At 58.5% G+C, this 25,600-nt stretch carries 21 protein-coding genes; 14 read left to right on the top strand and 7 right to left on the bottom strand.

Translation table 11 applies throughout. From position 1 onward, the window contains the following. Positions 1 to 15: 15 nt before the first annotated feature. Positions 16 to 1,311, bottom strand: coding sequence for an adenylosuccinate lyase (gene purB, locus CRI93_RS03035; protein ID WP_098061141.1), 1,296 nt, complete (start codon positions 1,309 to 1,311; stop codon positions 16 to 18). Between the two features lie 394 nt (positions 1,312 to 1,705). On the opposite strand from purB, the gene CRI93_RS03030 reads away from it, so the two are divergent. Then, positions 1,706 to 3,361, top strand: a complete 1,656-nt coding sequence (locus CRI93_RS03030) for a S8 family peptidase (protein WP_217992493.1) — start codon at positions 1,706 to 1,708, stop codon at positions 3,359 to 3,361. A 182-nt stretch (positions 3,362 to 3,543) separates the two neighbouring features. Here CRI93_RS03030 and CRI93_RS03025 read toward each other — a convergent pair whose 3' ends face one another. Next, complete coding sequence (locus CRI93_RS03025) at positions 3,544 to 3,906, bottom strand: DoxX family protein (protein WP_098061303.1); 363 nt, start codon at positions 3,904 to 3,906, stop codon at positions 3,544 to 3,546. 127 nt (positions 3,907 to 4,033) lie between these two features. Here CRI93_RS03025 and CRI93_RS03020 point away from each other — a divergent pair, with 127 nt between their 5' ends. The 10 genes from CRI93_RS03020 to kbl all read left to right on the top strand — a co-directional run bounded on the left by CRI93_RS03020 (position 4,034) and on the right by kbl (position 13,889). Then, the gene (locus tag CRI93_RS03020) at positions 4,034 to 4,246 is read left to right on the top strand and encodes a YgaP family membrane protein (RefSeq protein WP_098061140.1); all 213 of its coding nucleotides are present in this window, start codon (positions 4,034 to 4,036) and stop codon (positions 4,244 to 4,246) included. A gap of 36 nt (positions 4,247 to 4,282) precedes the next feature. After that, the gene (locus CRI93_RS03015) at positions 4,283 to 5,488 is read left to right on the top strand and encodes an NAD(P)/FAD-dependent oxidoreductase (RefSeq protein WP_176521651.1); all 1,206 of its coding nucleotides are present in this window, start codon (positions 4,283 to 4,285) and stop codon (positions 5,486 to 5,488) included. A 52-nt stretch (positions 5,489 to 5,540) separates the two neighbouring features. After that, positions 5,541 to 6,218, top strand: a complete 678-nt coding sequence (locus CRI93_RS03010; protein WP_098061138.1) for a response regulator — start codon at positions 5,541 to 5,543, stop codon at positions 6,216 to 6,218. Continuing rightward, positions 6,211 to 7,638 (top strand): HAMP domain-containing sensor histidine kinase, encoded by a 1,428-nt coding sequence (locus tag CRI93_RS03005; RefSeq protein WP_176521650.1) that lies wholly within the window; start codon positions 6,211 to 6,213, stop codon positions 7,636 to 7,638. The genes CRI93_RS03010 and CRI93_RS03005 overlap by 8 nt, the downstream gene beginning before the upstream one ends. A gap of 151 nt (positions 7,639 to 7,789) precedes the next feature. Continuing rightward, the gene (locus tag CRI93_RS03000; RefSeq protein ID WP_098061136.1) at positions 7,790 to 8,152 is read left to right on the top strand and encodes a NirD/YgiW/YdeI family stress tolerance protein; all 363 of its coding nucleotides are present in this window, start codon (positions 7,790 to 7,792) and stop codon (positions 8,150 to 8,152) included. A 164-nt stretch (positions 8,153 to 8,316) separates the two neighbouring features. After that, positions 8,317 to 9,258: a porin gene (locus CRI93_RS02995; RefSeq protein WP_176521649.1), complete on the top strand. Its 942-nt coding sequence runs from the start codon at positions 8,317 to 8,319 to the stop codon at positions 9,256 to 9,258. A 98-nt stretch (positions 9,259 to 9,356) separates the two neighbouring features. After that, the gene (locus tag CRI93_RS02990; protein ID WP_098061134.1) at positions 9,357 to 10,214 is read left to right on the top strand and encodes a hypothetical protein; all 858 of its coding nucleotides are present in this window, start codon (positions 9,357 to 9,359) and stop codon (positions 10,212 to 10,214) included. Positions 10,215 to 10,569: 355 nt separating this feature from the next. After that, positions 10,570 to 11,460, top strand: coding sequence for a mechanosensitive ion channel family protein (locus CRI93_RS02985; RefSeq protein WP_098061133.1), 891 nt, complete (start codon positions 10,570 to 10,572; stop codon positions 11,458 to 11,460). A gap of 159 nt (positions 11,461 to 11,619) precedes the next feature. Next, the gene (locus CRI93_RS02980; RefSeq protein ID WP_098061132.1) at positions 11,620 to 12,579 is read left to right on the top strand and encodes an NAD-dependent epimerase/dehydratase family protein; all 960 of its coding nucleotides are present in this window, start codon (positions 11,620 to 11,622) and stop codon (positions 12,577 to 12,579) included. 131 nt (positions 12,580 to 12,710) lie between these two features. Beyond that, positions 12,711 to 13,889, top strand: coding sequence for a glycine C-acetyltransferase (gene kbl, locus CRI93_RS02975; protein WP_098061131.1), 1,179 nt, complete (start codon positions 12,711 to 12,713; stop codon positions 13,887 to 13,889). A gap of 324 nt (positions 13,890 to 14,213) precedes the next feature. Here kbl and CRI93_RS02970 read toward each other — a convergent pair whose 3' ends face one another. The 5 genes from CRI93_RS02970 to CRI93_RS15580 all read right to left on the bottom strand — a co-directional run bounded on the left by CRI93_RS02970 (position 14,214) and on the right by CRI93_RS15580 (position 19,038). Next, positions 14,214 to 15,173 carry an OmpA family protein gene (locus CRI93_RS02970; protein WP_098061130.1) on the bottom strand — a complete coding sequence of 320 codons (960 nt, stop codon included), beginning with the start codon at positions 15,171 to 15,173 and terminating at the stop codon, positions 14,214 to 14,216. A gap of 240 nt (positions 15,174 to 15,413) precedes the next feature. Continuing rightward, a complete protein-coding gene (locus CRI93_RS02965) occupies positions 15,414 to 16,358 on the bottom strand; it encodes a DUF2971 domain-containing protein (protein ID WP_141491538.1) in 945 nt (314 codons plus the stop codon). Between the two features lie 203 nt (positions 16,359 to 16,561). Next, on the bottom strand, positions 16,562 to 17,350 hold the full coding sequence (locus CRI93_RS02960; protein ID WP_141491537.1) for a hypothetical protein: 789 nt from the start codon (positions 17,348 to 17,350) through the stop codon (positions 16,562 to 16,564). A 309-nt stretch (positions 17,351 to 17,659) separates the two neighbouring features. Continuing rightward, positions 17,660 to 18,517, bottom strand: a complete 858-nt coding sequence (locus CRI93_RS15035; RefSeq protein WP_141491536.1) for a macro domain-containing protein — start codon at positions 18,515 to 18,517, stop codon at positions 17,660 to 17,662. After that, positions 18,514 to 19,038 carry a TIR domain-containing protein gene (locus tag CRI93_RS15580; protein ID WP_098061128.1) on the bottom strand — a complete coding sequence of 175 codons (525 nt, stop codon included), beginning with the start codon at positions 19,036 to 19,038 and terminating at the stop codon, positions 18,514 to 18,516. The genes CRI93_RS15035 and CRI93_RS15580 overlap by 4 nt, the downstream gene beginning before the upstream one ends. Positions 19,039 to 19,502: 464 nt before the next feature. Here CRI93_RS15580 and CRI93_RS02950 point away from each other — a divergent pair, with 464 nt between their 5' ends. From CRI93_RS02950 to CRI93_RS02940, 3 genes are all read left to right on the top strand, one after another. Continuing rightward, positions 19,503 to 20,684 carry a pyridoxal phosphate-dependent aminotransferase gene (locus CRI93_RS02950; protein WP_098061127.1) on the top strand — a complete coding sequence of 394 codons (1,182 nt, stop codon included), beginning with the start codon at positions 19,503 to 19,505 and terminating at the stop codon, positions 20,682 to 20,684. A gap of 151 nt (positions 20,685 to 20,835) precedes the next feature. Beyond that, positions 20,836 to 21,534 (top strand): type 1 glutamine amidotransferase domain-containing protein, encoded by a 699-nt coding sequence (locus tag CRI93_RS02945; protein WP_098061126.1) that lies wholly within the window; start codon positions 20,836 to 20,838, stop codon positions 21,532 to 21,534. A 916-nt stretch (positions 21,535 to 22,450) separates the two neighbouring features. Further along, complete coding sequence (locus tag CRI93_RS02940) at positions 22,451 to 25,507, top strand: SusC/RagA family TonB-linked outer membrane protein (RefSeq protein ID WP_098061125.1); 3,057 nt, start codon at positions 22,451 to 22,453, stop codon at positions 25,505 to 25,507. Positions 25,508 to 25,600: the final 93 nt, after the last annotated feature.

The following is a 25,600-nucleotide window of genomic DNA, read 5'->3' as shown; positions in this document are numbered from 1 at the left end:
ACCTGTGGCACAGCACTAAGCCAGTCCCACACGCTCAAAGATGAGGTCCACGTTGCGCACGTGATAGCTCGGGTCAAAGACCTCGTCGATGGCGTCGACCGACAGGTGCTCGGTGATGGCATCGGCCTCGCGTACAATGTCGTGGAAGGGGCGCTGTTCTTCCCATGCCTGCATGGCCAGGGGCTGCACACGGTCGTAGGCGTCCTCGCGCGAGAGGCCTGCGTCGATCAGTTTCAGCATGAGGCGCTGGCTGTTGTAGAGGCCATAGGTCCGCTCCATGTTGTCGCGCATCGTGTCCGGATACACCGTCAGGTGCTCGATAATGCCCGCCATGCGGCGCAAGGCGTAGTGCACAATGGTCGTAGCATCGGGCAGCACCACACGCTCGACCGAGGAGTGCGAGATGTCGCGCTCGTGCCACAGCGCCACGTTTTCGTACTCGCTCACCATGTATCCGCGCAGGAGCCGGGCGCATCCTGTCAGGTTCTCCGAGCCCACCGGATTTCGCTTGTGGGGCATGGCCGACGAGCCCTTCTGGCCGGATCCAAACGACTCTTCCACCTCCCGTACTTCGCTGCGCTGCAAGTGGCGAATCTCAACTGCGATTTTCTCTATGGTAGCCCCGATGCCTGCGAGCACGCTCAGGTAGTTGGCGTGCCGATCGCGCGAAAGGATCTGCGTAGAGATGGGCGCCGGGCGTAGTCCGAGGCGCTCGCAGGTCAGGCGCTCTACCTCGGGTGGAATGTGTGCGAAGGTGCCGACCGCGCCCGAGAGCTTGCCCACGCGCATCTCCTCTGCGGCGCGGTCGAAGCGCTCGCGCTGCCGGGTCATTTCGTCGTAGAAGCGGGCCAGCTTCAGTCCAAACGTGGTGGGCTCGGCATGCACACCGTGGGTGCGGCCCATCGTAAGGGTGTTCTTGTGCTCATGGGCGCGCTCGGCGAGCTGCTCAATGAGCGCATCAAGCTGGGTGCGGATGAGGCGATTGGCCTTGCGCATCCGCACCATGTACGCCGTGTCAACCACATCGGTCGAGGTGAGCCCGTAGTGCACCCACTTCTTTTCGGAGCCGAGGGTTTCGCTGACCGCCCGGGTAAAGGCGACCACATCGTGCTTGGTCTCTTGCTCAATTTCGCGGATGCGCTCGACATCAAACGACGCGTTTTCGTAGAGCTTCTCGACATCTGCAGGTGGAATGGCACCGATTTCGCTCCACGCCCAGCAAGCAGCCAGCTCCACATCGAGCCACGATTGAAACTGTTGTTCGGCATTCCAGAGGCGGCCCATTTCGGGACGGGTATAACGGTCGATCATAGCAAAATCGGCGGCATGAGGGAGGCAAGGTAAAAGACCACTTGCAACATACAGGAGCCCTGGGGTCGAATGCTACCGGTCGATGTGTATAACGCCAGATAGGCGTGTAGCTTTCACACAGGACGCATCATTGGCGCAGCGGACATTCTTCGGAAAGCTGCACGCGGGCTGAGGTGGGTTCCCAGCCGGGATAACGACAAATGAGCACGGTTATGCCATATTGTGATGATTCAGGTAAATTGTAATGAATGGTTTAAATAGTGTAACGCAACTGTTAACGTGGGATCAACATCTGTTGATGAAAGCGTGAGGCGACCCCACCAGGATGCCCTTGCGCATGTTGTTTTCACGGCGGATGGGTCGTTTTTTCTTTTGCGTAAGCAAGCTTTCACCCATGAACACCCACCCCCTATATCGCAATCTCTTACTTGGAGCAGTGCTTGCCGCTTCTCTCGTTTGGACCGGATGCGACGACTCCTCGCCCAGTTCGGTTGAGGATGACGGGCGCGAGTCGGCTCCCGTAAGCATGAGCACCACGCCTCCTGCGGATGCGCCATCTGCTACCGAGCTGCCTACCGAGCAAGTAAGCACCCCCATTGACGGGCAGTTTATCGTCGTGTATGAAGACGGTGCGGTAACAGCGAAAAGCGAAGCCGCCCGTGTGGCACAGGCCGAAGCGCTGTTAAGCGCGAAGTCGTCGAGCAATGCTGAAGTGCGGAGCACCTACGGCCACGCGCTAAGCGGTTTTTCGGCTACCAACGTGACCGAGGCTGAAGCTGAAGCGCTTGCCGCTCACCCCGACGTGGCGTACGTGGAGCAAGATCAGACCGTGCATGCGGTAGACACACAGTCGAACGCCCCGTGGGGCCTCGACCGCGTGGACCAGCGCTCTGGACTCGATGATACTTACACGTACAACGCCTCTGGAAATGGCGTAAATGCGTACATCCTCGACACTGGTATTAACACGAGCCACAACGACTTTGGCGGACGTGCCGTCGCCTCTTTCGATGCCTTTAACGACGGGCAGAACGGACAGGATTGCAACGGACACGGCACGCACGTAGCCGGTACCGTGGGCGGTAGCACATATGGCATTGCCAAAGACGCCACCTTGCACGCGGTCCGCGTGCTCGACTGTGGCGGCGGCGGCACCATGAGTGGTGTTATAGACGGCGTAGACTGGGTTGCAGCCAACCACCAGCCCCCAGCAGTAGCGAACATGAGCCTGGGCGGTGGTGCCAGCTCGGCCCTCGATACGGCTGTGGAGAACGCCATTAACGACGGAATCCTCGTCGTGGCTGCAGCAGGTAACGACAACACGGATGCCTGCACCGCTTCGCCTGCCCGTGTAGGCGATGCGCTCACCGTGGGCTCGACCACATCGTCGGATCAGCGCTCCAGCTTCTCGAACTACGGTTCGTGCGTTGACATTTGGGCGCCGGGCTCCGACATTGCCTCGGCCTGGTACACCAGCGATACCGCTGTGAACACCATTAGCGGCACCTCGATGGCGTCTCCGCACGCCGCCGGTGTAGCTGCGCTCTACTTGGAATCCAACCCCAGCGCCTCGCCCGCATCGGTCTTCTCTGGACTTACGGACACGGCCACCTCGGGGGCGCTCTCGGGCATTGGTAGCTCGCCGAATCTCTTGCTGTACAGCGGCCTTGACGGCAGCGGCGGCGGCGATGACGGCGGCAATGACGGTGGCGGCGATGATGGTGGCAATGACGGTGGCGGTGGCGACACCCCCTGCTCCTCCTGCGCTACCTACAGCGGCTCGCTGAGCGGATCGGGCGATACGGCCAACGAACCCAACGGCTCGTACTACGCCGGCGACGGTTCGGAGACGGCCTACCTCGAAGGGCCCAGCAGCGCCGACTTCGACCTGTACCTCTACCGCTGGAACGGCTGGAACTGGAGTGAGGTTGATTCCTCAACCTCGGCAAGCTCCAGCGAATCCATTGACTACAGCGGATCCTCGGGCTATTACCTGTGGGTCGTTGAGTCGTATAGCGGAAGCGGAAGCTACACGCTGTACATTGAGTAACGGGCTCTAACGAGTACGCTGCACGCTGTGCGGTGTGCTTATGCGAATCCTGTGCTGCGCCGGACGTCCTTTGGGGCGTTCGGCGCAGTGTTGTTTGGGGATGCGTCTGGAAGCTGCTGTGTTACTGTGGGAATCATCAATACATAGCCTTGTGATCCCTCGATGCGATCTTGTAGGTAACCTTACCCCATGAGCACGGCCCAGTACACCCAAGCCATGATCACAAACTGAACGGGAATGCGGAGCCAGAGCATCCAGCCAGGTAGATCTGAGAACCGGCTGTCGGGGTCGCGGGCCATGTACGTGTGTACGGGTAGAAACACCACGAGCATAGCAATGAGTCCCCACCCGGCATAGATTTTTGTGCTTGGGATGAGCACCCCCACGCCTCCAGCAATCTCAAAGACGCCGCTGGCATACACCAACAGGCGCGGTGCGGGTAGATACGACGGTACGATACGTGTAAAGATGCTCGGTTTTATGAAATGCGCTACGCCTGCGGCTATGAACATTGCTGCGATGGCGTAAAGCGAAAAAGCTTGCATGATACGGGTGTCGCTGTCGAAAAAGAAGGTCCGGTGTCGCATCGAATGCATGGAGCCGTGTAACTTTCCCGTGGGCCCATATTATAACACAAAGCTGACCTTGTAACTACAAATAGAATAAGCTACAATGGATACCAACGTAGGAACGATCGACCGAATGCTTCGCATTGGAAGTGCGCTGGTGGTAGCTGGCCTGTACGCAGGCGGCGTGATCAGCGGCACGTGGGCGCTGGGGCTGGGCGTAGTAAGCGGCGTGCTGTTGCTTACGGGAGCGGTGAGCTTCTGCCCGCTGTATCGCCTCATAGGCGTATCCACGTGTCCGGTAGACTCCACCGCGTAAGCCTTCGCATCCCACATACAAAACGGGTACGCCTCTGTGCATCTGCTTCTAATTGGTGGCGGCCACGCCAGTGTGGCCTTGTTTGAGCGCGCTGTAGCGTGGCGCAAACGCGGCATTGACATCACGATGGTCTCCGATCATCCGCATCTCTACTATTCGGGCATGGTGCCTGAACACCTGGGGGGCGTGTACGGAGAAGATGAGGTGCGCATTGACCTGAAAGGCTGGTGCCAGCATACCGGCATTACGTGGCACCGAGGGCGTGTGGTGCGCATGGATCCCACCGCCCGTACCGCCACGACCGCCTACGGCACGACGCTGCCGTACGACGTTGCGGTTGTTGATGTGGGCGCATCGAACCCCACTCCGCCGGAGGGATCAGCGCAGATTACGGGCACCAAGCCCATGCACCAGATTGCACGGCTGGAGGCATGGCTGCGTACGCTGCCCGAACGCACGTCGCAGCAGCACGTGGTCATTGCCGGAGGCGGGGCCGCGGGCACCGAGTTGGCACTGAACATTCAGGCCCGCATCCGCCGCACCGCGCCGCGCACATGCACAATCACCGTGGTTGAACCGGCCGATCGGCTGATTCCGTTGTTTCCAGAGGGGTCCAGCCAACGCGTGGCCGACCTGTTTGCCAGGCAGGGGGGACGCCTGTACACGGGGGCGCGCGTGCAGCATCGTCCCCCCGATCGCGTAGTGCTCGACAACGGTACACGACTTCCCTGCACGCAGCTCGTGTGGGCCACCGGATCGGTGGGGCCGCCGCTCTGGCAGTGTACGCCGTTTTCGTGCACCGACCAGGGCTTCGTGAAGGTGATCGACTCGCTGCAGATCCCCTCGGCTCCGCGCGTGTTTGCTGCTGGAGACTGCGCCGCCGTCGACGGATACGCCGACCTCCCCCGCATCGGTGTGCATGCCGTAAAGCAAGGGCCGGTCCTTGCTGAAAACGTGGACCACATGCTGAAACACCTGCGCAACGGAAACCCGCCTGAACGGGCCTATCACAGCGCCGGACTGCGTGCCTTTAAGCCGTACCCGGTCGCGCCGCTCATCCTATCCACCGGCACCGAACAGGGCCTGTGGCGCGCCGGCCCGGTCTGGTGGATGCGCCCGGCAGCGCTTCGTATGAAGCATCTTGTCGACCTTCGCTGGATGAATCGCTATCGCCTCCCCCATCAGTCTACCTGGTCGCCCTTGAGCGCCGCGCACGCCCGGTCGGCACAGCATCCGGCGTAGCTGCGTAAGCGGGGTCCGATGCACACTGTGCTGTACCTGAATCTCTCTGCCGATGCGCCTTCTTCTCGTTGAAGACGATGATCAGATCGCAGACTTTATTACGCAGGGCTTGCAGGAAGCGGGCTATGCCGTAGACCACACCGCCGATGGCGAGGAAGGCTATCGCTACGCGCTGAACGAATCGTATGCTGCTGCCATCATCGACCTGATGCTGCCGCGTCGCGATGGGCTCGACATCATTCAGCACCTGCGCAAGCGCGGGGTAGACACACCAGTGCTTATCTTAAGCGCCAAACGCTCCACCGATGAGCGTGTGGAAGGGCTGCGGGCTGGAGGCGACGACTACCTCACCAAGCCATTTGCGTTCACCGAGCTGTTGGCCCGCGTTCGCGCACTCATTCGGCGGGCCTCTGGGCATGCCGAATCGACCGAGCTTGTGGCGGGGCCACTTGCTATGAATCTACTGGACCGGACGGTAACGCGTGCCGGGGCGTCCGTAGCGCTGCAGCCACGCGAGTTTGCATTGCTGGAACTGCTCATGCGCAATGAAGGGCAGATCATCTCGAAAACGATGATCTTAGAGCATGTGTGGGACTTTAACTTCACGCCGCAGACCAACGTGGTTGAGGTGCTGGTGCACCGGCTGCGCAGTAGTATCGACAAGCCCTTCGATCAGAAGCTCATTCATACCGTACGCGGTGCTGGGTATGTCCTCCAAGTCGATGAATAAAGCCCCTTCTCGCATATCAGACCTGCAGGTTTGGAAGCAGTATCCACTCGGGTGGCGCCTGGTGGCGGGCTATGCGGTGCTCTTCATTGGGAGTGTCATTGTGCTGGGAGCGTTGGCGTATGGGCTCCTCGTCTACTTCCTGCAGCAGCCCGACCGTGCGTTTATGGAGACGCAGGCACGCCAGCTGGCTGCCACGTACGAAGCAGGCGGTCCGCAGGCGATGCGCCGCATGCTGGAAAGAAATGCGGCCGATGAGCAGTATCAGGAACTGGTGGTGCGTCTTACCAACGACCAAGGGGATACATTCTTCTTGCACAACCCCGATAACTGGCAGGCCCCCGACTTAGATCGCCTGGCCGCTGCAGATTCGCCTGATACCGCGTCATGGATTCCGCTGGGGGCCGCGCAAGACCAGGACCCCATCGAGGCCTTTGCACTACGCATCTCCCCCGCCCGCATCTTGCAAGTGGGAATGGATGCCCCGCTCAGCGACGAGATTCTGCGTTCAATGAAGTGGGTGTTTCTGGCCAGTGCGCTCCCTGTGCTACTCATCGCCCTAATTGGCGGGATGCTGCTGGCCCACCGCGCGCTGCGCCCGTTGCGCACCGTGGTGCATACGTTTGAGACCATCATTGAAACCGGAGATGTCGGAAAGCGCGCCCCGGTGCCCGAGGTGCAGGGCGAGTTTGCGCAACTGGCTCACCTGTTCAACCAAATGCTCGACCGCATCGAGCGTCTGGTAGAGGGCATGCGCACCACGCTCGACAACGTAGCCCACGACCTGCGTACGCCCATGACGCGGCTGCGCGGACAGGCCGAACTCGCAGTGCGTAGCGATTCAACGACCGAAGACGAACTCCGCGATGCCCTGGCCAACACCCTGAACGCCTCGGATACGGTGCTCGAAGTGCTGGAAACCATCCTGAACGTGGCGGAGATGGAAACCGGCACGGTGTCGCTGCAGCGATCGCGCATGGCTGTGAGCGACCTCGCCGCGACCGTTGTGGACGCCTACCAGTTCGTGGCCGATGAGAAAGACATCACGCTTACCACAGACATCCCCCAACCGCTCTTCGTTCAGGTGGATGCGGGGCGCATGCGGCAGGCGCTGGCCAATCTGCTCGACAATGCGGTGAAATACACGCCCCCGGGCGGACGCGTTACTGTGCAGGCAGCTGCTCTGCCCGCCAATGATACCTACGCCGCACGCCTCACGGTACGCGACACCGGGATGGGCATTCCGGCACATGAACAGCCGCGTATCTGGGATCGGCTGTACCGTGGCGACCAGAGCCGCACCGAGCGCGGGTTGGGGTTGGGGCTAAGCCTGGTGCAGGCTATTGTACAGGCGCACGAGGGACGCATCGAGGTAGAGAGCGAGACAAACGAAGGAACTGCCATGCACGTCTGGCTGCCGTAACACAGTCGCGAAAGCGGCCCCGCCGTCGCATCTCCTGGCATACCACCCAACCTTACAAAACTGTAAGCGGGCGGTAAGCTGTCTGCAAGGAACCGGTCGTATAGGGGAACGAAATAAACGCACACTCCCCTAACCAAGGCCCACACGAGATATGCGGATCTCCTTGTTTGTTTTCATGATGCTGGCGCTTGTTAGCGTAAGCACACAGCCTGCACAGGCCCAGTTCGAAGGGCCCGGCGCCCAGAGTCAATTGACTACGGTTGAGGTGGTTGCCGATCAGGCCAACGACGACCAAACCGTACAGTTGGAAGGAACCATCATCGAGCAGGTCGGCGACGAAAAATACATTTTCACTGATGGCACCGGCGAAATACGCGTTGAGATCGACGACGATCTGTTCCGCAACCAGCGCATCACGCCCGATATGACGGTTGCCATCTATGGCGAAGTCGAGAAGGACTTCATGCGGAGTCCAGAGATTGATGTGGAGGAGCTCTCTGTCGTAAATGAGTAAACTGCTCTTGGGCTCGCCGTCTCTTCCTCACGCAAATCGCCATGCGCATGCAGAACGCTCTTTCTGGAGACCAATCGGTTTCATCTGTCATATCGCAAGTTGCCACCTACAGGGCTCTCATTTTGAGCGGAGCGGTGCTGTCGTCACTTCTTCTTTTGTTGGGAATGCCCGTTTCCGTTGAGGCGCAGTCGGCTCCAGACAGCACACACGTTCCCACCATCGGCGTGTTGGTGCAGGCCTCGGCGCATGCCGAGAGCCATCCCACGCTCTACACCGACGGCTTTGGCGTAGACCGGGCCCGCTTTGCCGTGTCGGGCGCCCCGGTGGATGGGGTGAGCTACGAACTGGAGGGCGACTTCGTGGATGATCTCATCGTTACCGACGCCCATGTCGACCTGCAGCTCCACCCGCGTTGGATGCTACGGGGCGGACAGTTTCGTCCGGCGTTCAGCTACGGACAGCTTGTGTCGTCGTCGGCTACACCGTTTGTGTTGCGGGCGCGGAGCGTGCGCGCCCTTGGCGTAAGCCGTACGCCCGGCGCCGCCGTGTCGTATCAGTCGCGCAGTGCATGGCGCGTACAGGCCGGTGTGTTTAACGGGGCCCGTCTGGGCGCAGAATCGGAGCGTCTGGATCCGCCTGCCCAGTCAACCGCTGAGGAGCAGTTGCTCTACGTAGGGCGGCTGGCCTGGACGCCCGAGTGGGATGCAGGGCGTGCCGCCGTGGGCGCAGGCGTGGCCCACGATCCGGCAGGCGCTGCAGCGCAGAATGGGCCAAGCACGCGCTACAGCGGTAATGTGCATATCTGGCACCGTGCGGTAGGTCTTACGATAGAGGCCCTGACGCGCACCGAGGCGGCACCGGGCACAATTGAGACGGGCGCGTACGCCACTGGCACGTACCAGGTCGCATCCGCCCACACGCTCCGAGCGCGAACCGACTGGGTGCGCTACAACGGACCCGCTCCGCAGGCGCCTACGCAATTGGGCGTCGGCTACACGTACCAGCCGACCTCCTACCTGCGAGTAGAAACCGATGCTGTTGCGCCGATTGATGACAGCACGGTGCAGCCTGTAGTGCTACGCACGCAGGTGCAGGTGCACTTTTAGGGCAAAGGCAGATCCCAGCTGCCCACAGCGGTTGCTGTTCATGGCGTCAGCGTCTATCATGAACCGTCCGGTGTTTTCTGATGTGACAACCTCACGCCATGCCAACTGTCCCTGCCGATGCGCCTGTGACCCCGTGGTGGGGCCCCTACACTGTACCCGTGCAGCAGATGTACCACTGGCGTTTGGGGGCACTGCACAGCTGGATTCTTCGGGATGCGCATGAGTGGCGCGTGGCCTGGGAGGCCGGGCGCGATCCGCTCCACGATGCCAACACCTGCGAAGGGCCCACGGCGGCTGACGAGGCCGCCTTCTCGTGGGACGATCCGCCCGACGCGTACACGCTGGCACGCTACAGCATGCATGCTACCGAGGCCACGCTGCGTGTACAGCCTGCTCTGGCCGATCGTGCGCTGGTGGTGCGCCCTGAGCACCCCATCTCCATTCCGCCCGACGAAGCGATTACGCTCTTTGTGAGCACGCCGCTATGGATGCGCATCATGGTGCATGAGCGTGAACAGCAGCTTCTCGAAATGCCCACCGTGCGCCTGTCGGACACGTGGTTTGGGGCGTCGACCCGAGCGGGTGAGCTCTGCTACGCCGCCCGCACGACCGGACGCCTGCACTTGAGTAACGTGCCACGCCGTCCGCACCGCGCCATCACGCCCATTCGTATTCGCAATCAGGCACACGACACGCTGCTTCTGGAGCGCGTGCAGATGCCGGCGACCCACCTGGCCCTTTACGAAACCGATGAGGCGGTGCTGTGGACGCAGGCGCTGACCCTGGAGCGTGAGGCCAATCGCGGGGCCACCGGCCCGGCGGCAGCCGTGCACATTCGTTCTGGGGCACCGCCGGAAGCCGAGGGAGCAACGCGCCTTACTGAGCCGCGCGAGCCCGTGCGGCGCAACCTCTTTGTAAGCACCTTCAGCGCTGTGGGCGCGCTCTTCGGCTCGTAAGCTGCTTCTTTTAGTGGCGTGACTGCCCATTCGTTATAGTCATGCTGAACGCAGTGAAGCATCTCAAGCATGTGCCGTTGGGAAGCGTTGCTACCGCGCCTGCAGTGAGACGCCGATTGGCCTGGGTAGGGGGCGTGTGGGAGGCGCTGAGATCCTTTTCCTCGACAGGGATCGCGGTTCAGGATGACCCAGGGGAGTAGTCAGACAGACGCTCTCTTCATTGGTCTGCGAACTGCTCTCCATCTTTTTCTTATGTTGGATAAGCGAAGTGAGTCGAGGCCCAGAACGTTGACGCATTTCCTTGATGCTCGCTCGCGCCTTCCAGCTACTCCCTTTTTACCCGCCAGTTTGCGCCATGGATCTGGAATTGCTGCAATCGACGGCTCAATCGCTGCTGGGGCATCCGCGTGCCGTAGGCGTGTTCTGGGCGATCGTTAAGATCGCGGTGGGCTTCGTGCTGGCCCGCCTGGCCGGACATGGGCTGGTACGCTTGCTTGGCCAGCAGGATGATGCGCACCGCTCGATGCTTACGCGCCGCGTGGCCTTCTACGGGATCCTGGGGCTGTTCATCGCCTCGGCCCTGTCTGACCTGGGGATGGATCTGAGCATTCTGCTGGGCGCAGCGGGCATCCTAACGGTGGCGTTGGGCTTTGCATCGCAGACGTCGGCCTCCAACATTATCAGCGGACTCTTTCTGCTCGGCGAAAAGCCCTTCGGCGTGGGCGATGTCGTGCGCGTGGGCACCACCACGGGCGAAGTCATTGCTATTGACCTGCTGTCGGTGAAGCTGCGGACATTCGACAACCTGTTTGTGCGCATCCCCAACGAAACCATGATTAAGGCCGAAATCACCAATCTGCAGCGCTTTCCCATTCGCCGCTTCGATCTGCAAATTGGTGTCGCGTACAAGGAAGATCTTGACCGCGTGCGTGAGGTGCTGAACAACGTAGCCGACGAGCATCCGCTCAGCCTCGATGAGCCTGCGCCCATGGTGCTGTTTAAGGGCTTTGGGGAGTCGTCGATCAACTTCCAGTTTTCGGTATGGGCGCTGTCGGATAACTTCTTGGAGATTCGCACACAGATTCCGCTCGCCGTTAAAGCTGCGTTCGATGAGCACAACATCGAGATTCCGTTCCCGCACCGCACGCTCTACACCGGCAGCGAGACCACTCCCATGCCGGTGCGCATCGATGGCAAAGCAGCTCCGCCTCGCCCATCCGATGCTGCCTCCAGTACGTCGGCGTAGAGGCACGGCGCACCGTGTCCCTGCACGTCCTGCGCATCGAAAAGTGGCCCATGCGTGGACATTGCACGAATAGTGGAAGCGGTTCCGAACGTGCTGCGGGACCTCTCGTTTTTTGAGCCGTACGTGCTTTCCCCTTGCACAGCCACCTGCTATCTTTCTATGGAAACGATCCTGGTTACAGGAGCCAACGGCCAAATCGGAAGCGAACTGGTGGATATGCTCCGGCAGCGCCACGGCCTCGAGGCGGTCGTCGGGCTCGACCTGCATCCGGCGCATGAAAGCAGCGCGCCGGGCCCGCACGTCACGGCCGATGTGCGCGACAAAGCGGCCCTGCACGAGGTCATTGCCACCCGCGACATCGACACCGTGTACCATCTGGCCAGCCTGCTCTCGGCCACGGGCGAGCAGCACCCCGACCGGGCGTGGGATGTGAACATGAACGGGCTGAAGCACATCCTCGACCTGGCCCGTGAGCACAGCCTGAAGCTGTTCTGGCCCAGCTCCATCGCCGTCTTCGGCCCGTCTACGCCGCGCCACGACACCCCGCAGGAAACGGTGCTCAACCCCACCACCATGTACGGCATTACCAAACGCAGTGGCGAATTGCTCTGCCGCTACTACCACCAGCGCCACGGCGTCGATGTGCGCAGCCTGCGCTATCCGGGCCTTATCAGTCACCAGACCGAGCCCGGCGGCGGCACCACCGACTACGCCATCGACATGTACCGGGCGGCGGCGCGGGGCACGGCCTACACCTGCTACCTGCGCCCCGACACGCGCCTGCCCATGATGTACATGCCCGACGCCATCCGTGCTACGCTTCGTCTTATGGAGGCGGAGCCGGGCGCGCTGTCCGTGCGCGACAGCTACAACCTCACGGCGTTCAGCTTCAGTGCCGGGGAACTCGCCGCGCACCTGCGTGAGCACGCCGCCGAGGGGTTTGCCGTCTCGTACGATCCTGACGACCGCCAGTCCATTGCCGACAACTGGCCCGCCACCATCGACGACCGCGCTGCCCGTGCCGATTGGGCGTGGCAGCCCGAGTACGACCTCGACGCCATGACCGCCGACATGCTGGCGCATCTGCCCAAAGCCAACACGCAGCCGCAGCATGCGTGAACATGATGGGCCTCTCACGCTGTCCCTAAGCTTGCTGGCTGCATCGGTACGCTGGGGCCGCGAAGGGACTGCTACATGCGCGAAATCCACGCCATTCGTACGACGCACCTGCTAACTTCTGCATCCGACCTATGTCTGATCTCTCCGCCTTCGAATCCGAACTGCAACAGATTAAAGACGATGGCCTCTACAAAGAGGAACGCGTCATCACCTCGCAGCAAGATGCCGACATTTCTGTGGCCTCGGGCGATGTGATTAACTTCTGCGCGAACAACTACCTGGGGCTGGCCAACCACCCCGCCATCATGCAGTCCGCCAAGGACGGTGTGGACGAGTACGGCTTTGGCGTGGCCAGCGTGCGGTTTATCTGCGGCACGCAGACGGTGCATAAGGAGCTGGAGGATGCGCTGGCTGACTTCCACGAAAAGGAGGATGCCATCCTCTACAACTCGTGCTTCGATGCGAATACGGGTCTGTTCGAAACGCTGTTGGGCCCCGACGATGCCATTATCAGCGACCGGCTGAACCACGCCTCGATCATCGACGGCATTCGTCTGTGCAAGGCCGACCGCTACGTCTACCAGCACAGCGACATGGACGACCTGGAGACGCAGCTTCAGGATGCGCAGGATGCAGGCATCCGCCTGATTGCCACCGACGGCGTCTTTTCGATGGACGGCGACGTGGCGAAGCTCGACGAGATCTGCGCGCTGGCCGACCAGTACGATGCCCTCGTGATGGTGGACGAGTGCCACGCGACCGGCTTCATGGGCGAGGGCGGGCGCGGCGCCTCCGAATCGAAGGGCGCGCTGCATGATGTGGACATCATCACCTCAACGCTGGGCAAAGCCCTGGGCGGCGCCACGGGCGGATTCACCACCGCCCAGCAGCCGATCATCGACCTGCTGCGCCAGAAATCGCGTCCGTACCTCTTTTCGAACGCGGTGGCGCCCATGATTGCGAATGCGAGCCTGACGGTGCTCGACATGCTGACCGAGAGTGCCGAGCGTCGCGAGCAGCTCTGGGCCAACACCCGGTACTTCCGCCAAGAGATGACCGAGCGCGGGTTCGACATTAAGCCGGGCGATCATCCGATTGTGCCCATCATGCTGTACGACGCCAAGTCCAGCGCGGCCATTGCGGACGATCTGCTGGAGCGCGGCATCTACGTGATCAGCTTCAGCTATCCAGTGGTGCCCAAAGGCGAAGCGCGCATCCGCGTGCAGATGTCTGCCGCCCACGACCGCGCCCACCTCGACCGCGCCATTGATGCGTTTACGGAGGTGGCAACCAAGCACGGGGTGTTGTAGCTGGTGTATAGAGGGATGGACGTGTGGACGGTTGGAGGAGTACAACATCCATCCATTCGTCCATCCACACCCACGCGAGGCGGACAGATGACGTACATTTGGTGTCGTGCAGAGAAGCGACCCCACACCGTCATCCCAGACGGATGCCGACAGCAGTCGGTAGACGATCTGGGATCCATGCCCCAATGGAGGGATGCGTTAGCGAAGTGAGTTCGCCCTCAAACGGCGAATGGATTACTTCGTGCGTCGCTTCGCTCGGCTCCGGATCTGGATGACGGGCGTCGGGGGGCTGTGCGACTTCTGAACCTATAGCACAACCCGTTCTCAAAAGATAAACTCGACGCGGCGGTTTTGGCGGCGGCCCTCGGCGGTGTCGTTCGATGCTGCAGGTTCAGATTCCCCTGCGCCGCGCACCGCGACGTCCATGTCGGCAACGCCCAGCGTATCCACAAGGTACGTGCGTACGCTGCGGGCACGCTCCAGAGAAAGCGTCTGATTGTAGGTGGCGTCGCCTTGTGCATCGGTGTGTCCGACGATGGTGACGGACGTGACGCCGCGCTCCTGCAGCGTGGTGGCAATGTCGCGGAGGGCAGTCTGGGCCGCAGGGCGGAGCGCACTGCTGTCGACATCGAACAGGAGGGCTCCGGCAAGCTCCACGACCTCGCTTGCGTTGATCGCACCCACGGCGTCGATGTCCGCTCCGGGGTAACTGCCGCTGCAGTCTTCACCGTCGTCGGTCAGTTGCACGAACCGGAAGACATCGTCCGAATCCGCAACAGCGGCAATGTCGACCGAAGCGGTGCCGCCTTCGATCTGGCCCACGTCTTGCCACGCCTGTCCATCGGTCGATACGGCCACGAAGGTCGGCTCCACGTCGGGGCCCACCTCAAAGATGTGGAGGTCGGGGCCGGGGCCATCCACCAGCACATTGTCGGTGAACTGCACCTGGAGCACGCCGCCGCAGCCCAGGGTGATGGCGGTCGAGATGCCCTGCCCCCGCTCGTAGTTGGGCAGCCCGAGCGCGAGGGTGCCCTGCGTGGCGTCTTGGGCGGACATCGGGTCGCCGGGCGTAAACGAAGTCACCGAATCGGCAAACGCGGCCTCGCCCACTTCAAACGTGATGGTGTTGCCCTGCGCATCCTCAATACGCACCGGCTCGCGGGACTCGGGCGCATCCTGAGCATACAGCATGGCCGGATGGGCAGTGCAGAGCGTGAGCATGAGCGCGCTGAACGCAAAAAGGCAGACGCGGATGCACGATGCGGGGCGGGGGAGCAAACGCATGATGCGCAATGGGGACGCTGGGAGAGAGATCGGTATGTGGCAGAAGAGAACGCTTCAACGGCCTGCAGCGGATACAAACGGCTGATGTTGCATCCACAAGAACAGAGCGGAAGTGCGGGGCTGTGCCGGACACCGATGCTCACGCCACGCCATGCGGTGAGCAGTCGAGACGCGGCATTCCTCACAAGGCGTACACCGACACCGTCCGGTGCAGCGTGTTGTTATGCGACAACAGGCTACCTAAGTATCTGTGACTGATATAATATTAAGCTGGAACTCTTCGGAGTCTACCGCCGCCTGTTTTATTGCAACGTGACCGAATGCCTCTTCACTCCTGATCACATCAATCAAGTGATCACGTCTTTCATGATTCATCCTCGCTCCAAGAACGACTTCCGAGAACGCGCCTTCCGGAACTGAAAACAGACAGATACGCTCATCGTCGGCTTCAAACTCGGTATCAGCATCTTCTAAGCTTTGTACCATTCGCCACTCATCCTCATACTTCCAGTGCTCACTCTTGGTGAAGAAGAAAGTGCTGGCAATCTTTTCTGCCGGTTGAACCTCTGGCTTGTTGAAGTCAAGCCCTTCAAATTTAGGTCGCGTCTTTGAATACTGAACTTTTTCCAATTTTCTGATCAGATCCTTCGAACTCTTCCGCTGATTGAAAAAGCCATGGGTGGCGTCGAAGCCGATTAGAAATCCTTCATGACAACCCGCGTAATGCGACCACATCAGTAGGTTGTCAGGCTTTTCTGCTAAGCTGAGGATTCCCAGCTCGGAACTCAGGCTCTCCTGCAAGAGCTGGGGAGCTTTCTGCCTTGCCCCGTCAAATTCTAGGCCGAGCGCGGCTTCCATTAGTGGAGTAGCGATTGCTTTTCCCAAGCGAAGCGCCTCCTTCTCTGAATATTGCCGAACTAAGCTCTGGTATTCTTCTGGGATGTCATGCTCCTCGAAGACCTCCTCCAGCGTTTGTTGATAAAGTCGACTGAACTTGTTTTGGTCGAAAGTTGCGAGGTTAAAGAAGCCTTCGATCACACCACCGATCTGATCACGATCCACGATAGCATCTATGACGGGCAAGGTTTCGAACGGATCATTCAGGCTGCCCGGCTGCGTAAAGCGAATTTGTTTGTCCTTTAAAATGTCAACTCTCTCAGGAGTGACATACTTATAGAGAATCATAGATAGCCCCTTTCATGACGCATAACGTGGAAGCTGAGGTGCGGAGGGCGGGAAAACGCCCAACCGGAGCGCTAGCCGACAAAATAACAACACCGGACGGAGTTTCCATTCTACGGCATCGCCACTCCCGACCAGCGAAGTCGAAACCGCCCACCAGACCTCGATTGATGACAACCTTGGCCCTCCGTCACCTCTATCGGGGGTTATGCAGAGCTTTGAGTTGCCTTTTCAGGTGCTCCCTTCTCAGTGTAATAGACCGTATATTCAGATCCCCCACTGTTGTCTATGATGTCATTCATGGAAGCGGTAAAGCGTCCATAAGATTGGAAACTTCCACTTCTAGCTGTTTTAACCTCAAGGTTAAATGAGATAGTCGTTCCTCTGTCGAAAATCATTAAGTCTGGATTAACTTCTCCAAAGAACTCAACGAAACGAAGCTCCGATTCCTTTTCCCTGAGCACGATCTGGTGAATCCAGTTTACAGGTGTCGGGTGCTCGTGGCTTCCATCCTCTCCCATCCCCATATTTTCGACAAAGCGGTTTGGTTTGAAGATTTGCTCCCCATCGCCAAAGTTGACCTTCAAGCGCATATTCAGTATTTCCTTATTCCTGTTTCCTGTATTCCAGAATAATAAAGGCAAAACGAAAAGAACCCTGTTGGGCTCTCCAGTCGGCGTATCCTGTTGAATCAGCAAACGCATCTCACTGCGGGTGGGCTGCCGAGGTATAGAACCGGAATATTTGATCCACATCCCGAAGGAGTTCACCTCCGCAAGTTTTAAATAGCCCCAATAGAAAAATTGAAAAAAGAGCGTCCCAAAAGAAACGGCCACAGCAAGAAGTGACGCCACGACTGTCACCTCAGTGTACCAAGGACTGGTGTCCAAGACACTCACCTTGAGGGTATCCGCTGTCAGCCGTGATATCGAATCAGCAATCGCTGTCCATGAATCTGGATGGTTTAACGGATAAGGACTTAGCGTCTCGGACACTACGGTTGTGTCTTGCGGTGTGCTATTGAGTTGTACCACCGGTTAATTCTGTATGCTCTGGATAACGGACTCGTTCACCTGACCCGGGCGTAGGAAGACGTTTGACTTGTATTCACACCGCCTGAACGGCTGCGTTCGACAACGTTTCCTTTCGCTCGCATCATCACTACCGCTCGAAAGAAGCGAACCGCTCTACCTGCAACGCATGAAAATGACAGCAGCCCGGGTTCAGGTGCAACATGTGTTATGCGCCAACCTTGCTCTTCAGTTTGGCGTAATAAGAGCGAGGTTTTCTGCAACATTAGGCTCCTAAACAGCGCGTGTCAACCCTGATAACCATTCTTCTAAGTCCACGAAATTAACATGATCTCGGTCGTCTGGGTGTACGTGAATATACAGGTGACTAGTAAGACTTGATTTTCTCTCCTCGTCAAGGAACGAAAGAATAATAAACTGCAGTAGCAATGCTCGGGGTAACCCCGTTCGTGAGAGACTAGAACCAACAATCGGCATGTGGACAGGTTGATGTTGTCCATTCACTCGAATCTCCTCCCAACACTTCTCGAGTGAACTCGTGAGTCTACAAATATCAGATTTGGCCTGAAGGTTGGCCCTCATTTTGCTGTAAGCGGATAGAAAGTAACGCCTTCCGTTTTGATTGACAACAGCAACAGTTCCGATGGGGTATCTTTCTTTTTTTCCTCTTTTTTTATTATTGTCGACCCGGCTAATCTCAACTCCGTCTAGAGAATTATCGATCAGATCATCTAAGTCGCCAGTGTTAGGAAATACTCGAGATTGCAACTGTCCCTGCACACTTGTGGACGAAATAACATCCCCTATCTCAGTGTCAAAAACATCAGTTACCCCAACAATAATGTTGTCATTTTGATCCAAAAGATCACTTACTTCAACAGTAATCCGAGTATCAGAGAGTGGAAGCTTTCTGGTAATAGCATCTTTTGGCCAAGCCCATGTAGTAGCAACAAACAAACTAAACAATATTAAACCAATGTAACCTTCTAGCCCCCAATCGAACTTTTGGGGTAACCAAAGGCCCATCGGTTCAATAATCAACCAAAATGTCCCGAGAACCTGCACGAATCGTCTGCTTAACCTGAGTATCGCCGCACGAGATCCCCACGCCGAATAGTTAGAATATTTCATCTTTGTATTTTTGTATATACCGATTTCTTATAATAGTAAGGGCCTGTTTTTTGACTATCTTCTGCAGAGTCTAGATTGTCATGATATTTAGACGGGAAGTTATCTAGCGCATATTTGATTATAGATGGCCCAAATGCAACGGACATGCTGTAACGATCAAGAAGAGCCTTCGGGATTCGGTGGCTTTCAGACTCCTTGCACTTATTCAGATTGGCAAACACTACAGGAATCTCTAAGTCTACTATCGTGGTCACCTCGTAATGCAAAAATGAATATGATCGAGCTGCCTTTTGGCGAGTGTTATCCCCTATCAGCATAACCACCTGTTTGGTATTGGAAAGCCTCTCCCGTAGTCTGCGCTTGATTGTTTTAGGTTGACTTGTGTCCCGAGCTGTATTGAGGTCGTGCGCATCCAAGAAATGAAAGTCGATTCCTTCATTCTCCTTCCATGCACACATCAAGCGATAGTAGTGGAGGTCTTCGCTGTCAAAGCTTACGAAAGTTTTATTTCTGTATGCCATCCGATTGGCTGGATTGAGAAATAGAGTAGATGAAAATACATCTTCGAATTCTGCTGATGCCGCATATCCTATACTTATATCAACACACTTGACATAACACGTTATGGGAGGCGGTGCGTGTGAGTGATGCCTGTGAAGCATGTACCAATGTGTCAACGCACACATATAGTGTATCCCTCACACCGCCTACATGCAAGCTGGTCCCCAACGGCTGCGTGATCGCTACGTAACCCGGTCTACGCCGGGGGCTGGGCGTTTCTTTGCCGAAGCAGCAACGCGCTGCTCAGGGGGGCACAGCATTAGGCCCAACGCCGTCTGCGAGCGGGGATGATCTTTCAAAACGGGCGTCGGTACACGTCTCCCATGCCGCATGGGTCTGCGAGAGACGATACTGCCGGAGATCGGTGTGGCCTGTTGACACCCGATAACGTATCGTATCCCCCTGGAACCGCTTTTATCTGCCTATGCAATCGATTTCTCTTGCCGAACGCACCAATGCCCTCAAGCAAAGCGACATCCGCGCGGTTACGCAGCAGGTGAACGCGGTGGATGGCATCAACCTGGGGCAGGGGATCTGCGACCTGCCCACGCCCGAGCCCATCCGCGAGCGCACGCGGCAGGCCGTTACCGACGACCAGTCCATCTACTCGCACTACGCGGGCATTGCCCCGCTCCGGCAGGCCATTCTGCAGAAGGCGCAATCCTACAACGACCTGCCCGCGACCGACATCGACGAGGTGATGGTAAGCGTAGGCTCAACGGGCGCGTTCGTGACTGCCGCCATGGCGCTTCTCGAAGCCGGCGACGAGGTCATTCTCTTTGAGCCGTTCTACGGCTATCACCGCAACATTCTGGAGCTTACGGGCGCTACAATCCGCTACGTGCCGCTGAGCGGGCCCGGCGATACGCTCGACACAGAAGCGTTGGAGCGCGCGATCAACGAGAACACGAAAGCCGTTATCGTCACTACGCCGGTAAATCCAAGCGGTAAGGTGTGGGCACGGCATGAGCTGGAGACGCTGCTTGATCTTATGCAGCAGCACGACCTCGTGGCGATTACCGACGAGATCTACGAGTATATGCTCTACGACGACCACGAGCATGTGTCGCTGGCCTCGCTTCCGGGCGCGTACGAGCGGACGATCACGCTATCCGGCTTCTCGAAGTCGTACAACGTAACGGGCTGGCGCATGGGCTATGCCGTGGCTCCGCCGCACCTGATCGAAAAGATGGGGCTGCTCAACGACTTGTTCTACATCTGCGCGCCGCGTCCCCTGCAGCACGGTCTGCTGGCAGCACTGGAGGACCTGGGCGATGAGTACATTGCGCAGATGCAATCCGACTATGCCGCCCGCCGCCAGATGCTGTGCGAGACGCTGGAGGCCATCGGGTTCGATGTGCCGTGGCCCGAGGGCGCGTACTACGTGCTGGCCGATTTTGCCCCGCTGCAAGCCACCCACGACGGCTTCGAGAATGACAAAGCGGCCTGCCAGACGCTCGTGCAAGACGCGCACGTGGCCAGCGTAACCGGGCGCTCGTTCTACCAGCATCCTGAGGACGGGCGCACGAAGCTGCGCTTCTGTTTTGCCAAAGAGCTTCCCATTCTGAAGCAGGCTTGCACGCAGCTCCGCACGGCGCTCGCGTAGCCTGTTGGCGCAAATGGGCGTAAGGGAAGCAACCGTCGCTCTTCATTCCACATACACGAATGCAACAAGGTCGAACGCGCTCCAACGGACGCATGGGCCGGGCATTAAACAAAACTGAATTGCATCCCTCGTAACCAAGCCAGATTCTGTTATGGCGACCAACCGTATTGCCTTCATCCTCACCAGTCATAGCAAACTGGGCGACACCGGTAACAAGACCGGGTACTTCCTGTCCGAGGTCGCGCACCCGTACCACGTACTGCGCGATGCCGGATTCGAAATCGACTTCATCAGTCCGCAGGGCGGCGATGTGCCGATGGATCCGTCGAGCCACGATCTGGAGGACCCGGCCAACGCGGCATTCTTAGATGACGAAACCGTGCAACAGGCGCTGCAGCAGACCAAAGCGGCGTCCAATGCCAACGCCGAGGACTACGACGCCATCTACTTTGCGGGCGGTCACGGCACGGTGTGGGACTTTCCCGAAAACAAGGACCTGGCCGAGCTTACCACAGCCATCTACGAAAACGACGGCGCGGTGGGAGCCGTCTGCCACGGCCCCTCGGGACTCGTGAACGTGACGCTCTCTGACGGCTCGTACCTCGTAGACGGCAAGCGCGTAGCGTGCTTCACCGACAGCGAGGAGCGCGCCATGGAGCTTGATGATGTGGTGCCCTTCTTGCTGCAAAGCACGCTCGAAGAACGCGGGGCCAAGGTGCAGACTGCCGACGACTTTGAGCCGCAGGTCGTCATCGACGGACGCCTGGTTACCGGTCAGAATCCCGCCTCGGCCACGGGTGTGGGCGAAGGGCTCATTCACGTGCTGAAAGGCACGACCGCTACAGCCTAACAGACTACATCTGGTACCGAACAGTTACGCCCCGTTGGCTTAGTGCCAGCGGGGCGTACTTTTTTGGGTGCGCTGTGGCAACGTCACCCCCAAATAGGGTAGTAGTCAGACATTACGTGATACGATGCATACGGGATGCGCCCGTATAGCCGCTATCGTCATGGGGAACGCAGTGAAGCATCGCAGGTCACGCGGACGGAGCCCCTGCTTCGGGGACGCGCGATGCGGTGCTCCAGTGCGAGGCGCGATTCCAAGCGTGAACAGGGGGCGTTGAGATCCGTCCCCCCGACGGTGGTCGAGGGCCATGATGAACAGCGGATGAGGCCTTCAGCGATCACTAACCTTCTATCCACTACCGTTGATCGGGTAGTGGGTAGACGCTAAGTGATGGCTCCCCTGATAAAAAACCTTTCCTGAGGCGAACGGTCCCCCGTTCGCCTCCGCCGGAGACGTCCGCGCCGGGGGCCCTCCCAGTCTCCGGCTACAGGCCCATTCCTTCTACCACTTCGCATTGAACTGCTACCGTTGATCGCCGCCTTGTGGCAGAATGCGCGGTCCTGACATCCCCCATTCCCTCACGCTGTTCGGGCCTTTCCCCCTTCGCGAAGCGGAGTCCATGTCGCGCAGCGACAAAGGGGATGCCCAACCCGAAGGGGATGCCCAACCCGAAAGGACCATCGAAAAACTCGCACACTGCATTACTTAGCCCGTGTTGGCACATAGGTGATGTCTGCCATCCAGAGTTTATCAAGAAGGGAATGTGGCAGGAAAAAATGCAATTTTGCTCAGGCAGAAATCACTGTTCTGAGAAAACCAAGAAGATCGTATTTGACATTCTCATTCCAGGAGGTTAACGTGTAAACGCTTCCGAAACGTTTTACCAGCGTAATTTAATTTAACAGAAGGCCCTCTTGGCATGAATACGGTACGGTACAATCTGGTCTTCGCGGCGGTCTTCGCGGCCCTTTTTCTTTTCCAACCGACAGCATCTGCCCAGTCCGAGATTACGGTGGAGGGCATGGTGACAGACACGGCGCAAGAGACGCTTCCGGGCGCCAATATCACCGTTAAGGGAACGGTGATTGGAAGCGTTTCCGACGAGGAGGGGCGGTATTCCATCACGGCGCCGAGCCCGAGAGATACCCTCGTCTTCTCGTTCGTCGGATTTGAGTCGAAGGAGGTCCCCATACAGGGACAGACGAACATTGATGTCACGCTGGCACCAGCGACGCTTGAGGGGGAAGAAATTGTTGTGGTCGGATACGGAACGCAGCAGCGATCCGACATCACGGGCTCTGTAGCCTCTGTCGACACCGACGCACTGAAGGCATCCTCACAGTCGAGTATCGCGGGGGCCCTGGAAGGCCAAGTGGCAGGTGTATCCGTGCAAACGAGTGGTGCTCCTGGGGAGAGCCCGGCTATTAATATCCGGGGGATTGGGACTTTTGGAGGGACAGATCCGCTGTATGTGGTGGACGGAGTTCCCATTGATAACATCATCGATCTCAATCTCAATGATGTTGAGTCGGTCCAGGTCATGAAAGACGCAGCAGCATCGGCCATTTACGGATCTCGTGCCGCCAACGGAGTTGTGATTATTGAGACGGCCGGTGGAGAGGCAGGAGACGTCCAGGTATCATACAACACGTCAGTAGGGACTGAGCGAGTGCATCAGCGCATCGAAGTGCTGGGGCGAGAGCAGTATCAGGAGTTCAACAACACAATTCGCGAAAATGCAGGACTGGCTCCGGCTCCGGCTAACAATCCGAACTCTCCCGAATTCGTGAACGACATCAACACGAACTGGCAGGAGGCCGCACTCGATCGGGGATACAGCACCGAGCACAACCTAAGAGTCTCGGGCGGGAACGAGACCAGCACGTACAGTCTCTCAGGAGGCTACTCAAGCCGGGAAGGTCACATGGAAGGACCGGCGCCGTACTACGAGCAATATACGGCCCGCATCAATTCGGAGCACGAAATTGGCCGGCTGACAGTGGGCGAGAACCTTGCTCTCACTCGGTCGACCAACCGGCCACAGACCTCCCGATGGGAGAACTCGCTCTTCGCCGAGGTCATCAAGGCCCCACCTACGATCCCGGTGTACGACGACAACCGCCTCGGCGGCTACGGTGGGTCCGATACGGGCCAGGAAGAAGCCATTGCCCTCAACGTGGTGGGCGCGAACAATTTGCTTGAGCGACAGCAAGACGTGAATCGTGTGCTGGCGAATGCCTGGGGAGAGCTTCAAATTCTGGAAAACCTGGAGTATCGGCTTAATGCGAGTTACGACACTCGAGGCTTCAACGAGAAGTTCTTCACGCCAACCTACGATCTTGGGTTCTTCTATCAGGAAACGGACGGTCAACTCAATCAGGTGCGGAATGAACTGATCAACACGACGCTCGAAAATACGCTGACCTACGATCCAACGTTTGGATATCACGACCTCAACATTGTAGCGGGGTACTCGGAAGAGCGGGCTCGATTCGATCAGAATATCTCTCGCGGGGTCGGGTACAGTCGTCCGTTCTTCAAGGTGATCGACGCAGCCGAGTCCGACCAGTCCGAAGGGTTTGAGACCAGCAGTGCGCTGCGCTCCTTCTTCGGGCGTGTGCAGTATAATTATGATGCTCGCTACCTGCTGACAGCCACGCTCCGGCGGGATGGCTCGTCGCGGTTCGGATCGCAGAATCGCTACGGAAACTTCCCTTCCGTATCACTGGGATGGCGAGTCAGCGAAGAGACGTTCTTTAACGTCGGATGGGTCAACGACCTGAAGCTGCGGGGCAGTTGGGGAGAGCTCGGTCGGCAGGCCATCGGAGACTTCGCCACGGCCTCCTTCATCAATACCAATGCGAACTACAATTTTAACAACCAACTCGCGGACGGGGCGATTCAGGTGGCCCTGTCGAATCCGGGTCTGCAGTGGGAGACGCAAGTCTCTCGGACGGTTGGCGTTGACGCGACGCTCTTCGACGACCGGTTCGACGCTTCGGTAGAGTACTACCGCAACAAGTCGGAGGATATTCTTGTCGGCATCCCGATCCCGGGTTCTCTGGGAGCCGCTGAAGCTCCAGAAGTGAATGCTGCAAGTATCCGCAATTCGGGCTTTGACGTCTCACTGAGCTATGACGATACCGTCGGAGGCCTTCAGTACCAACTCAGCACGAACATTAGCACCCAGAACAATGAGGTCGTTTCACTTGGAAACGGAGAGCCCATTTTCGGGGCCGCGAGTCGGACAGCCGTTGGGAGCGAGGTGGGAGAAATCTACGGATACGTGACCGATGGCATCTTCCAGAATGAGGAAGAAGTTGAAGAGCACGCAACGCAGGAGCCAGGCACGGCCCCGGGCGACATTCGATTCAAGGACCTGGATGACGACGGCGACATCGACGCCGACGACCGGACGTACCTTGGCAGTCCGACTCCTGACTTCACGTACGGCTTTCGTGCCAACCTGCAGTACAGCAATTTCGACGCGTCCATCTTCGTGCAGGGCAACTACGGGAACAAGATTTACAACCAGACCCGGCAGTATGTCGAGAATGTGCGGGACTTCAATAACTCGTCGGTGCGGATCTATGAGAACCACTGGACGCCTGAAAACCAGCACAACGACGTCCGATTCCCGCGGCCGGTATACAACGATCCGAACGAAAACATCCGGGCTTCAGACCGCTGGGTCGAAGATGGGTCGTACATGCGTCTGAAAAACGTCTCGTTCGGGTACACGCTTCCGCGGGAGCTCATCGGTCGCGTTGGGATGGAGCAAGCACGGGTCTACATTTCCGGCCAGAACCTCCTTACGCTTACCGGTTACAGCGGCCTTGACCCCGCCCTGGGTACCAGTTCTGGCGATGTAGACAACAACAACATCGCGAACGACGGGCTCTTCAGCCGGGGATACGCCGACGCAGCGTGGCCACACCCGCGGCGCTTCGAGACCGGGGTTCAGGTAACGTTTTAGGTGGATCCTCACGGGTACGCTCCCAACTGTACGCTCTCTTTGATTTGAGCCAGCACAATACAATGAGAATGCTTCGCATCGTCGGGTTTTTCT

The organism is Longimonas halophila (assembly GCF_002554705.1).
GTDB classification, from domain to species: Bacteria; Bacteroidota; Rhodothermia; order Rhodothermales; family Salinibacteraceae; genus Longimonas; species Longimonas halophila.
The sequence above is the reverse complement of the archived record's forward strand: the minus strand, read 5'-3'. Positions and strand labels throughout refer to the sequence as shown.